The 12,179-nt window shown below is 68.8% G+C and carries 9 protein-coding genes and 1 pseudogene; 4 read left to right on the forward strand and 6 right to left on the reverse strand.

What is annotated here, in order from left to right:
• Positions 1 to 5: 5 nt before the first annotated feature.
• The 5 genes and pseudogenes from BMH31_RS10845 to BMH31_RS10860 all read right to left on the reverse strand — a co-directional run bounded on the left by BMH31_RS10845 (position 6) and on the right by BMH31_RS10860 (position 7,368).
• A complete protein-coding gene (locus BMH31_RS10845; protein ID WP_199068540.1) occupies positions 6 to 1,328 on the reverse strand; it encodes a nicotinate phosphoribosyltransferase in 1,323 nt (440 codons plus the stop codon).
• A gap of 29 nt (positions 1,329 to 1,357) precedes the next feature.
• Complete coding sequence (locus BMH31_RS10850) at positions 1,358 to 4,897, reverse strand: PHP domain-containing protein (RefSeq protein WP_099725221.1); 3,540 nt, start codon at positions 4,895 to 4,897, stop codon at positions 1,358 to 1,360.
• A 21-nt stretch (positions 4,898 to 4,918) separates the two neighbouring features.
• Positions 4,919 to 6,031 carry a hypothetical protein gene (locus BMH31_RS15745; protein WP_241898301.1) on the reverse strand — a complete coding sequence of 371 codons (1,113 nt, stop codon included), beginning with the start codon at positions 6,029 to 6,031 and terminating at the stop codon, positions 4,919 to 4,921.
• A gap of 144 nt (positions 6,032 to 6,175) precedes the next feature.
• A pseudogene (locus tag BMH31_RS15750) lies at positions 6,176 to 6,727 on the reverse strand (hypothetical protein); the annotation flags it as partial.
• Positions 6,724 to 7,368 (reverse strand): hypothetical protein, encoded by a 645-nt coding sequence (locus tag BMH31_RS10860; RefSeq protein WP_099725219.1) that lies wholly within the window; start codon positions 7,366 to 7,368, stop codon positions 6,724 to 6,726. The gene BMH31_RS10860 and the pseudogene BMH31_RS15750, both read right to left, overlap by 4 nt.
• Before the next feature lie 128 nt (positions 7,369 to 7,496).
• Here BMH31_RS10860 and BMH31_RS10865 point away from each other — a divergent pair, with 128 nt between their 5' ends.
• From BMH31_RS10865 to dprA, 4 genes are all read left to right on the forward strand, one after another.
• Positions 7,497 to 7,820: a DUF2469 domain-containing protein gene (locus BMH31_RS10865; RefSeq protein ID WP_046455651.1), complete on the forward strand. Its 324-nt coding sequence runs from the start codon at positions 7,497 to 7,499 to the stop codon at positions 7,818 to 7,820.
• 134 nt (positions 7,821 to 7,954) lie between these two features.
• Positions 7,955 to 8,344: a YraN family protein gene (locus tag BMH31_RS10870; RefSeq protein ID WP_099725218.1), complete on the forward strand. Its 390-nt coding sequence runs from the start codon at positions 7,955 to 7,957 to the stop codon at positions 8,342 to 8,344.
• Complete coding sequence (locus BMH31_RS10875; protein WP_099725217.1) at positions 8,341 to 9,936, forward strand: YifB family Mg chelatase-like AAA ATPase; 1,596 nt, start codon at positions 8,341 to 8,343, stop codon at positions 9,934 to 9,936. The genes BMH31_RS10870 and BMH31_RS10875 overlap by 4 nt, the downstream gene beginning before the upstream one ends.
• Positions 9,937 to 10,100: 164 nt before the next feature.
• The gene (gene dprA / locus BMH31_RS10880) at positions 10,101 to 11,321 is read left to right on the forward strand and encodes a DNA-processing protein DprA (RefSeq protein ID WP_241898251.1); all 1,221 of its coding nucleotides are present in this window, start codon (positions 10,101 to 10,103) and stop codon (positions 11,319 to 11,321) included.
• 18 nt (positions 11,322 to 11,339) lie between these two features.
• Here the strand turns inward: dprA and BMH31_RS10885 are convergent, their stop codons facing one another.
• Entirely contained in the window at positions 11,340 to 12,074 is a 735-nt protein-coding gene (locus tag BMH31_RS10885) for an SDR family NAD(P)-dependent oxidoreductase (protein WP_199068530.1), read from the reverse strand.
• Between the last annotated feature and the right edge of the window lie 105 nt (positions 12,075 to 12,179).

Here is a 12,179-nt window from a genome sequence, read left to right on the forward strand (position 1 = left end):
CCGGTTCAGCGGTATTCGGTCTCGATCGCGGGGTCTCCGCGGGTGAGGCGCATCGCGATCGGCGGCAGTTCGGCGACGCAGCGGGTGTGACGTTCCCGTGCTGCGGCGATTCCGGCGGAGCCGGTGAAACCGGCCTGCACGGTCCCGTCGACGACGAGGGGGACCAGTACCTCGCGGTTCGGTGAGGTGAGGTCGGCGCCCTCGGGCTCGCCCCCGGGTCCGTCGCCGAGGAGGATCAGTTCGGTCTGGGCGCGACCGGTCGCGTCGAATACCCGGCGGACGCTCTTGCGCCCGCCGACGGAGGCCTTGTCGGTGGACTTCTTCGCGACGGAGACCCAGTCGCCCGCGTCGTCGGTGCGTGCGACGAGCTTGTAGACCATGCCGAGCGTCGGGGTTCCCGAGCCGACGACGACGGAGGTGCCGACTCCGAAGCTGTCGACGGGGGAGAAGGCGAGCGAGGCGACGGTGTATTCGTCGAGGTCGTTGGTAACCGTGATCTTCGTCCGGGTCGCGCCGAGGCTGTCGAGCAGGTCGCGTACCTGCGCGACGACCACGGGGAGGTCGCCGGAGTCGATGCGGACGGCTCCGAGGTCGGTTCCGGCGACCTCGATCGCGGTGCGCACGCCTTGTTCGATGTCGTAGGTGTCGACGAGCAGGGTGGTGCCGGTGCCGAGCGCGGCGATCTGGGCCTCGAACGCGGCCTGTTCGCTGTCGTGGAGCAGGGTGAAGGCGTGAGCTGCGGTGCCCATGGTGGGGATCCCGTAGCTGCGTCCCGCCTCCAGGTTGGAGGTGGCGGTGAACCCGGCGATGTAGGCGGCGCGTGCTGCGGCGACGGCGCTGCGCTCGCTCGTGCGGCGCGATCCCATCTCGGCGAGGGGTTTGCCGTTCGCGGCGTGGCTCATGCGGGATGCCGCGGTCGCGACGGCGGAATCGGCGTTCAGGATGCTGAGCGCGAGCGTTTCGAGCAGGACCCCCTCGGCGAAGCCGGATTCGACGGTGAGGATGGGGGAGCCCGGGAAGAAGACTTCGCCCTCGGGGTATCCCCAGATGTTGCCGGTGAACCGGTAGTCGGCCAGCCAGTCGAGGGTTTCGGGCCGGAGGAAGTCCTCCGCGCGGAGCCAGTCGAGCTCGGCGTCGGTGAATCGGAACTGCTCGATCGCTTCGAGGAGCCGGCCGGTGCCCGCGACCACGCCGTATCGTCGACCGCCCGAGAGCCTGCGGGCGAAGAGTTCGAACATGCTGCGCCGGTGCGCGGTGCCCGAGGCGAGCGCCGCGTCGACCATGGTGAGTTCGTAGCGATCGGTGAGGAGAGCCGTTGAAGGAGTCACGTCGCCAGCATATCGCCGGGTCCGCCGCGTCATCGGAAGTCCCGTGACGAGACCGCCTGCGGGGCCGGGAGCGGTTCGAACTCGGCGGCGACGACGTTCACGACGCCCTCGGGCGAGCGTTCGAGCGGCCCCGAGACGATGAGGGCCGGTGAAGCGCGCGCGACGGTGCGGAACCGCTGCCAGACATCCGCCCACGTGATGATGTTGACGGTGCCGGATTCGTCTTCGAGAGTGAGGAAGACCACGCCGCCACCGGTCGGCGGCTGCTGGCGATGCGTGACGATACCGGCGACCGCGACGAACCTCCCAGGTGGGAGCTGCTTGACCCGGTCGGAACGGATGACGCCGCGCCGGTCGAGGCGATCGCGAAGCAGTGCGAGGGGGTGCTGGGATTCGCCGATCACGCCGGTGGTCCAGAGGTCGAGCGCGGTCTGCTCCTCCGGAGTGAGGAGCGGGAGGAGCGGCGGCTGCACGTGCACGGCGACCCCGGGCAGGTAGCGATCCCGGTTGTCCGCGGCGGGGCCGGCGCTCCAGAGCGCTTCCCTGCGGTCCACGCCGAGGCCGGCGCAGGCTCCGGCGGAGGCCAGGGCCTCGAGCTGTCTGCGATCGAGATCGGCACGCCGAGCGAGGTCCGCGAGATCGAGGAACGGGCCTGCCGCGCGCGCGGCTGCGATCCGTTCGGCGACCGCGGTCTCGATGCCCTGGATACCGGAGAGCCCGAGACGGACGGCGAAAGGACGGTCTCGGCGATGCCGACCCGAATCGTCGGCGGCCCCTCGGACGAACGGCGGAACCGGCGGCTGATCCGCGCTGGCGCACGACGCGGGGCCGCTCGGGCTGATGCCGCTGGTGCTGTCTGGGTTGCCGGGGCTGATCGGGCTGTCCGGGCCGCTGGGAGCGGCTCGGTGCGTCGGATCGGGCTGCGTGTCTTGAGGGTGTGCGTTCTGCGGGTGCGCGTTCTTCGAGGGCGCCTCTTTCTGCCCGGTGCCCTGCGGTTCGAGCGACGCGTGGGCCTCGGACCGCTGCACGTCGGCCGGGCGGACCTGGACACCGTGGCGGCGCGCGTCTTCGACGAGAGTGCGCGGAGCGTAGAAGCCCATGGGCTGCGCCCGGAGGAGGCCGACGAGGAACGCGGCCGGGTAGTGGAGCTTGAGCCATGCGCTGACGTAGACGAGCAGCGCGAAGCTGATGGAGTGGCTCTCGGCGAACCCGAAGTTGGCGAACGCCTCGATCTGCTCGTAGATGCGCGTGGATTCCTCGGGGCCGAGCCCGTTGCGTTTCATGCCCGCCAGGAGCTTGTCCTTGAGCGTGTTCATCTGCTCGGTGCCGCGTTTCGAGCCCATGGAGCGCCGCAGCAGATCGGCGTCCTCGGCATCGCAGTCTCCGATCGCCATGGCCATCTGCATCAGCTGCTCCTGGAAGAGAGGGACGCCGAGCGTGCGTTCGAGCACCGGCTTCAGCTTGGGATGCGGGTAATCGGCTTCTTCGGTGCCGGCCCGGCGCCGGAGGTACGGGTGCACGGCGCCGCCCTGCAGCGGACCCGGTCTGATCAGGGCGATCTCGATGACGAGGTCGTAGAAGCGTCGGGGGAGCAGCCGGGGGAGCGTGTTGATCTGGGCGCGGCTCTCGAGCTGGAAGACACCGATGGCATCGCCTCGGCAGAGCATGTCGTAGACGCCGGCTTCCTCTTTGGGGATCGTCTCGAGCGTCCAGCGTTCTCCGAGTGCTTCGGCCACGAGATCCATCGAGATGCGGATCGCGCCGAGCATGCCGAGTCCGAGGAGGTCGAACTTGACGAGACCCATGGCGGCGCAATCGTCCTTGTCCCACTGGAGCACGGTACGACCCGGCATGCGGGCGTGTTCGATCGGGCAGACTTCGCCGACGGGTTGCTCGGTGAGCACCATGCCTCCCGAATGGATTCCGAGGTGCCGTGGAGTCTTCCTGAGCTGCTCCGCGAGGCCGGCGACATCCGGTGGGAGCGCTTCGAGATCCTGCTTGCCCGGTGTGTAGCCGAGCGCTTTCGCGGCGTCCCGCGCGGCGCTCTTGGGACGATAACTGATCACGTTCGCGACCTGGGCGGCGTTGCGTCGGCCGTAGCGTTCGTAGACGTACTGGATCACCTCTTCCCGGCGTTCGGAATCGAAGTCGACGTCGATATCGGGTTCTTCCTCGCGCATGCTGGAGAGGAACCGTTCGAACGGGAGGTTGTAGAGCACCGAGTCGACGGCGGTGATGCCCAGCACGAAGCAGATCGCCGAGTTCGCCGCGGAGCCGCGCCCTTGGCAGAGAATGCCGCGCCCTTTGGCGAACTGGACGATGTCGTGCACGATGAGGAAGTACCCGGGGAAATCGAGCCGTTCGATGACGGCGAGCTCGCGTTCGAGCCGGTCCTCGACCTCGGGGTCGGGCAGCCGGTACCGTTCAGCGGCACCTCGCCAGGCGAGTTCACGGAGCCAGCTGATCTGCGTATGGCCTTCGGGCACGTCGAGCTTGGGGAGCTTCGGCCGGGCGGTGCGGAGCGGGAACCCGATCTGACGGGCGATGCTCGCCGTGCGCGTCACCGCGTCGGTGTGCCCGGCGAACCGGCGGAGCATCGAGGCGCCGGAACGGATCCGAGCGGCACCGGTCGCGGGCAGGTACGCGTCGATCTCGTCGAGGCTGCGTCGTGCACGGATCGCGGCCATGGCGTCCGCGAGCTGGGCATGGTCGGAGCGTGCGTAGTGGACGGCCCCGGTCGCGACGGTCGCGACTCCTGTCGCGGAGGCGAGTGCGGCCAGGCGGTCGACCCGGACGTCGTCGCCGGGGAGCCCGTGGTCGGTGAGTTCGACGAGGACGTGGTCGCGACCGAACCTGGCGATCAGGTCGTCGAGGGCCCGGGCGGCCGCGGTGTCGCCGGCTTCCCGAGTGCTGGCGGATTCCATCGCCTGACGGACCGCGCCTTTTCTGCACCCGGTGAGGATGGTCCATTCGCCGTTCGCGGTCTCGGCGAGCGCATCGAGGTCGTAGCGCGGGCGCCCCTTCTCCCCGCCGGCGAGCTGAGCCTCGGTGATCGCCCCCGCGAGGCGGTGGTAGCCGTCGACGCCGTTCGCGAGGACGAGCAGGTGCGTGCCTCCCGGGTCGGCGATTCCCAACTGGGGTGCATCGAGCCCGATGGTGAGCTCCGCGCCGTACACCGTGTCGAGCGGTGCAGCTGCGAATCGCGCGGCCTCGGCGAATCGAGCGGCGCCGTAGAAACCGTCGTGATCGGTGATCGCGATGCCGGTGAGGCCGAGCCTGGTGGCCTCCGCGATGAGCGCCTCCGGCGAGCTCGCCCCGTCGAGGAAGCTGTAATGGGAGTGCGCATGCAGCTCCGCGTACGGCACGGATGCCTGAGGCATCGCCTGAGGTGCTCCCGCATCGCCGGTTCGTTCGTTCGGCGCCGTTCGCGGTGGATCTGATCCATCGGCCGGTTCCGGTCTCTGCAGCGGAGTGAGCATGGCGTCGTGCCCGCGTGCGTGCGCTGGAGGCCGGGCCGAGAGGATGCGTTCGAGCTCACTCCACTCCCGTCGAGAATTGTCCCATTTCATGTGCGCTCACCTCCTGGCTGCTCAGTCGTACTGTCCTTCCGCGAACCAGGCTGGGGGCTCTGCGGAGATACCGTCGGAGTCGGCCGCGTTGCCGGCGCCGCTCGCCGGACGCCCTCCCGGAGCGGCTCCGCTCTCAGCGCTCTGGGTCGCCTGCGGACCGTGCTGAACGCGGCCGGTGCGATGCAGCAGCCATGCGCTGCCGTCGTCGAGGACCAGTTGCACGCGGAAACGCTCCACGGATGCGTTCCACCACCGTTCTCGCACGGGCCACGGTGCGGACCAGGCGAGGACGCGGTGAGCGGCTCCGTGTCCGTCGACCCTGAGCGACGCGGGATCGCTGCTCAGCAGGTCGTCGTCGAGCAGCACCGGGTTTCCCGAAGCGTCTCGCAGATCCGCGGGGATGGGGTTCGGAAAGACGCGACTCGGTGCATCGGCCGCGGCGAGTCCGCTGGGCCAGGGCCCCGCACCCAGGCTTCGGTGCGCGGTGCGCGGTGCGCGCGTGCCCCAGGGGGAGAACCGCTGACGTTCCGAGCTGAGTCGACCTCCGGTCAACGACCCGATGACGGCGCCGTCGTGCCCGACGAGGTTCTGCAGGCGGGTGATGTGGTGGTGCACGCGTTCGTCGGGCTCGCTGCTCCATAGGCCGGGTTCATGGGCGGCGGTGCGTTCGACGCGTTCGGGAGCCACGCGAAGCGCCGCGATTCCCGCACCGGCGCGCTCGGTGCTGCTGTGCAACCCGCTCGCTTGCCAGCGAATCCGGTTGATGAGGTCCGAAGCGGTGAACCGCCCCGGGTGCGCCCAGGTGCGTTCGTAACGGACTCCGACGTCATCGATGAGTTCGATGCGAACCTCGGTGCAGACGAGCGTTTCTGCGAGGAGTTCCGTGATGAAGCGTTCCGACGCCGCGCTGGATGCGAAGGCCAGCTGGTCGGTGCTGCTCAGAGGCGGTTCGAAGTCGAGGGACAGAACGATCTCGCGGGGAGCGGTGGGAAGCGGTGCGTGGTCGAGGGCGGTGGGTCGTGCCCCGGCGAGCCGATGCGCGTCGACGCCGGCCGGCCCGAAACGCTGCCTGACGGACTCTTCGGGCAGAGCGGCGAAGTCTCCGAGTGTGCGTATGCCGAGTCCGAGGAGCACCTCTGCGAGGTCCGGGGGAGCTGCGCGGGAAACGGGCAGCGCGCTCAGGAATCGAGCCGATGCTGAGCGCGGAACGATCCGAACGCCATCCGAGGGTGAGCTGACCGCGGATACGGCGCTCCCGGCTCGTGCGGCTTGGGAGGCTGCGAACCTGCCATCGGCGATTCCGACCCGGGCTTCGGGGAAACCGAGCTCATGGACGAGTTCGAGTAGCGCCTCTGCTGCTGCTTGCTCGGTGCCGTAGTAGCGGGCGGGCCCACGGGCTCGAAGCGAGCAGATGCCGGGACGGATCTGCTGTGTGCCTGGAACGAGTCGTTCGATTGCGGCGAGCACGGGTGCGAAGCGGCGGTCATCGGTTTCCGGATGGTGCGGATGGAGCTCGATCCCCGGGCAGAGCCGGCTGGCCTCTCGCTCTCGGATGCCGACGCGGACCCCAGAAGCTCGAGCGGCAGCTGAGCAGGCGACGACGCGGTGCCCGGAGATGAGCGCGATCGGCGCTGCGAGAGTTCCCGCTCCCGACACCTCCTCCGCGCACGGAGCGCTGTGATCGAGTGGTCGCGGTGCGCTCGCGTCCTGGGGCGCGAGGCGTTGTTCGGCTTCGCGCTCCAACCGGTGCGCGTGGATCGGCCAGTCGGGTACCCAGACGACGATCGTGCGATCGGGGTCATCCGATGCATGCCCGGTCTGAACGGTCATCGCAGCGCCTCCAAGATCCGCTCTCTGGGCGCGGACGGCTTCCCGCCGTCGAAGCTGATGATGCGCGTGCTCGGTCCGCGCCGGTCCATGGTCTGCACGGTGAGCGTGTGCTGGGCGAGGATGCCGCGGCCGGTTCCGAGACCTTGCCACCTCGAATCGGTGACCCGCAGGGTGCTGGTCGGATGCGGCCAATCACCGACGCAGATGAGGACCGCGCCGCGTTCGCGCAAGCGTGCGGTGACGCGGTCGGCATCGGCCTGACGGACGGGCGCCGAGGTCCGGGTCAGGACGACGGAGAGTACTTCTGAGAGCGTTGCGACGGCACCCAGCGTTCGCTCTCCGGGGCGCGGTACCAGGACGAAGCGCTCGAGGGCGATACCGAGCGCGGCTGCGGCTTCGAGTCCGAGATCGGGGAACCCTACGGCTCCGCACCACATGCCGGACGCCGAAGCGCCTGCGATCAGTGCCAGCGCGAGCGCGAGCGACCCGTGCACGGAGTAGCTGCAGCCGCGCATCAGGGCTCCTCCGGGGAGGAGCGACGCCAGCTCCGCGCGGGTCGGCACACTGCGATCGCCGAGTTGCGGAACCTGCATCTCGGTGATGCGCTGCTGCAGATCGCGAACTGCGGAGGAGGCTGACATGGAGCAATATTCGAACATATGTTCGAATAAGTCAATCTGATTGCGCAGATGCGCTCCGCCTCGCGTGTCGGCATGGAGCGAGACCCCGGTGCTGTTGACCGTCCCGGGGAATCGCTAGGATGGGTGCGATGAACGAAGACGACCTGGACGACTACGAACGCGATGCAGAGCTTGCCCTGTTCCGCGAGTACCGCGACATCGTCGGGCAGTTCCGATACGTCGTCGAGACCGAGCGGCGGTTCTACCTCGCGAACGAGGTCGATCTGCAGCGGCGCGACGCTGGGAGCGACTTCTACTTCGAACTCGCGATGAACGACGTCTGGGTATGGGACGTCTACCGTGCCGACCGGTTCGTGAAGTCGGTCCGCGTGCTCACTTTCAAGGACGTCAACGTCGAGGAGCTCTCCGCACGTGAGTTCTCCTTGCCGCAGGATCTCTCGCTCGACAAGTAGTCGCGCACCGCGGGAACGCTCTGCATCCCTCCCCAAGACGCGTCGACGCGTGGGTGAGCTCCTTGACGCGCTGAGGCCTGTGCACAGCGCACCGGGCGGGTGAACCACCTTCGAGACTGTGCTCGGAGGTGCAAATGACCAGCACGAACACCCGAACGCTCGACACGATCCCCGACCGCCAGACCCTGGGCCGGTGGGGCGAGAAGACTGCGGCGGACTACCTCGAATCCCGCGGATACCGCATTCTCGCCCGCAACTGGCGTACGCGAGAAGGCGAGCTGGACCTCGTCGCCTGTCAGAAGGACTGCCTCGTCGCGGTCGAAGTGAAGACGCGGAGCGGCCAGGGGTACGGCAGCCCGCTCGAGGCGATCACGCGACGTAAGGCCCGCCGGTTGAGACGACTGCTGCTCGAGTGGGTCAGAGAGCATCGGCCGGGCGCTGAGCGAATCCGGATCGACGCGATCGGCATCACGGTGAGGCCCGGTGAACTCCCCGGGATCGACCACCTTCGGGGGATCGTATGACCGAGACCGCGGTCTGCCGGGCCGCTGCGATCGCACTTGCGGGACTCGACGGGGCGCCCGTGTTCGTCGAAGCGGCGCTCTCCCAGCAACTCCCCGGAATCGGAATCGTGGGTCTCCCCGACACCGCGCTCGCCGAAGCGAAGTCCCGGGTCCGGGTAGCCACTGAGAAGGTCGGACTCAAACTGGCCGACCGATTCATCCTGATCAACCTCGCGCCCGCTGCACTGCCCAAACACGGGTCGGGGTTCGATCTCGCGATCGCGCTCGCGGCGCTCGCCGCTTCCGGACGAGCTCCGGCCGCACGGATGAGCAGCGTCGTGCATCTGGGCGAACTCGCGCTGGACGGCGAACTCCGGCGTCCTCCAGGCCTACTCAGCGCGGTTCTGGCTGCGCGTCGTCTCGGTTTCGAACGGGTCATGGTTCCGGAGTCCGCCGCGGTCGAATCCTCGCTGGTGCCCGGCATCGAGACGATCGCGGTCCACGATCTCGCAGATGCCGTCGCCTGGCATTCCGGGGAAGACCGCGCCTGGCGAATCGTGGTCCCGCAGACCCCTGGGCGGCGGAACGAACCTGCTCACACACGTGACCGCCGGGATGACGAGCGTGCGCACCCGGCACCCGATGGGGCTCCGGACACGGTCGACATCATCGGACAGGACGAAGCGGTGGACGCGCTCGTCGTCGCGGCAGCGGGCAGGCACCATCTCTCGCTGACCGGCCCTCCGGGCGCAGGGAAGACCCTGCTCGCCGCCTGCCTCCCGACGATCCTCCCCGATCTGAGCCCGGAGGAATCGCTCGTCGCGAGCAGCATCGCTTCTCTCGGCAGCGACACGTTGAGTCACCTGGTCGTGCGTCCTCCCTTCGAGCACCCTCATCACACCGCATCGGCGATCGCGATCATCGGCGGGGGCGATGGCCGAGGCGTGCGCCCCGGAGCCGTGACCCGGGCTTGTCACGGAGTGCTGTTCCTTGATGAGGCCGCGGAGTATCCGAGACACGTCCTCGACGCGCTCAGACAGCCGCTCGAATCAGGAACCGTCGACATCCACCGTGCCCGTTTCCGCGCGACGCTCCCGGCGAAAGCGCAGTTGCTGCTGGCTTCGAATCCCTGCCCCTGTGGGAATGCAGGGTCTCTCGACGCCGCGGCGGAGTGCACGTGCACGCCCATCGCCAGAATGCGGTACCGATCGCGTATCTCCGGCCCGCTGGCCGACCGCATCGACCTCAAGATCGAGGTACGTCGAGTGTCCAGCGTGCAGGAGCGCCCCGCAGGCGCCGACGGGCGGACGAGCGCAGAACTCCGGGCGCGTGTCACACGCGCCCGGGAGCTGGCGGCCCTGCGGCTGAGAGAAACCCCCTGGACCGTCAACTCCGATCTCCCGGGGCAGTGGCTTCGCGGACCCGCGGCGAAACTGCCCCGCTCCGAGACAGTGGTGCTCGACCGAGCTCTCTCCCTCGGAGCGGTGACGCTTCGAGGCTACGACCGGACGCTCCGCGTCGCGTGGACCCTGGCCGACCTCTCCGAGGTCGATCGCCCCGGTCGCCGGGAGATCGCCCAAGCTCTCATCCTGCGCGAGGGGGATCTGGCATGACGACCGCTGACGCTCGAACACACGGGCAGGGGCCCGACGCCTCGAAGCTGACGCTCGCGGACCATGAGCTCCGCAGAGCATTACGCGCGCTCTATCCGAGTTCGTCCGCGACCGTCTCCGTACCCGAGGGCGATCCAGCCACCGACGAGGCGAGGATCGCCCGAGTGGCATGGTCACGCATCCTCGAACCCGGAGACGGAACCGCGGGGGCTCTCATCGCAGCAGTGGGCGCGTCGACCGCGTTGAAACTGCTGCTTATCGGAGCCCCACCCGAGCAGGTGGGCCGGGCATGGACCGAAGCGGACCCGCATGCCGCGCCCCAGAGCCGATCGCTCCACGCCGCACTCGAACGCTGGAAACCGCGCCTGGACCGCAACGCGACGCTCGCCGACCTCGAACGAGCGGCCCAGGCCGGCCTGCAACCCGTGTTCCCCGGAGACGCCACCTGGCCGGAGCAGCTCCACGACCTCGGACCACACGCACCGGTCATGCTGTGGGTTCGTGGAGACCCGCGCGCACTCGGACTGCATTCACTGGCGATCGTCGGGGCGCGAGCCGCCACTCCGTACGGAACGCGCATCACCGCGGAACTCACCTCGGGGGTGTGCGTCGCGGGCGCATCCATCGTCTCCGGAGCAGCCTATGGAATCGATGCAGCGGCTCACCGCGCTGCGCTCGCCGCAGGTGCTCCGACGGTGGCGGTGCTCGCCGGCGGGGCCGAGCGGTCGTACCCCCTGGGGAACTCGGATCTCATCGATCGAATCGCGGCGCACGGGGCGGTCTGCTCGGAGGTCGTCCCGGGCACGGCGCCGACACGGTGGCGGTTCCTGCAGCGCAACCGACTCGTGGCAGCGCTCTCCGCCGCGACGCTGGTCACCGAGGCAGGCATCAGATCCGGCTCGTTGAACACAGCGGGGCACGCGGCACAGCTCGGGCGTGCGCTCGGTGCCGTGCCCGGCCCGATCACATCTGCGGCCTCCGCCGGGTGCCACCGGCTGATTCGTGAGTATTTCGCATCGCTCGTCACATCTCCGAGCGATGCCTGCGAGCTCGTCGGCCTGGACCTGGCCGTCGAAGCTCCGGGGGTGCTGGGAAGTTCGCCGGCCAGTCGCAAGGGCCCGTCCGAGCTGGACTCCTCCCCGGGCGGAACCGCGGGTGAGCCTCAGCGTTCTCCGATCATGCACCAGCGCATTCTCGACGCGCTCCCGCTTCGAGGAGCACGCGGACTGGACACGATCGTGCAACTCGCGGGTGTCGCGCCCAGGGATGCCCGTGAAGCGCTGGCGGAGCTCGAGCTGCTCGGCCTGATCGAGAAGCGCGAGCGGCCGGGCAACCATGAACACCAGTGGGCGTTCCGCCCAGCCGGACGGGAGCGACGCAGGTGAAGGGGCGGGGCGTTCGGGTCAGAAACGTTCGTCGAGAATCGCCGGGAGCACGAGCTCTCGTACGAAGGATGCGGGGGAGAGGCGCATCATCGTGCGGATGACTTCGACGACGTCATGCACGGGAACGAGCGTGCCTGCACCGCGAGCCGCTGCCTCCTCCACCGGTACCGACAAGGGATCCTCGGTGTTCAGATACCCCAATTGCATCACGCTCACCGAGAGACCGTGATGCCGGTAGCCCTCGCGCAGGGCGTCGGCGATGCCGGTGAGAGCGAACTTGGAGGCACCGAACGCCACTTCAGGTCGGCCACTGCGCGGTACTCCTGAGGTCGAACCGGTGAGGATCACCCGCGGATGCGCGCTCACCAAGAGCGACGGCAGCAGACGGTGCAGCAAGAGCAGCGGGCCGGTGACGTTCGCGGTCACCAGAGACTCGATCTCCTCCGCGCCGGACCCGAGGAAGTCGTACTCCTCGGAGAAAGCGGCCTCCTCCCAGATCCCGATGTTGTAGACGATCACATCGAGTGAAGGCGGAAGGGCATCGGCGATCGACGCTGCGGCTCCACGCGGATCGGAGAAATCGGCACCGACCCAGGACAGGACACCGCTTCGGGCGGCTGCGGCGAGTTCCTCCGGGGGATTCGAGCCGCGGGAAACGCCGAAAACGCGATGCCCGTCCTCGAGCATCGCGGAGGCGAGAGCAAGCCCCAACCCGCGACTCGCTCCGACGATCAAGACGTTCAGAGAGGGCATTGCGCGATTCAATGGAGGGCCTCCGATCTGCCGTCACCGAAACCACCGAAGGCGAAGCGCCCCCGGCCGGATGACGTCGAACGTCTTGTGAACCGCGCGGAATCG

It is taken from the genome of Leucobacter sp. OLIS6 (assembly GCF_002752355.1).
Taxonomy (GTDB): Bacteria; Actinomycetota; Actinomycetes; order Actinomycetales; family Microbacteriaceae; genus Leucobacter.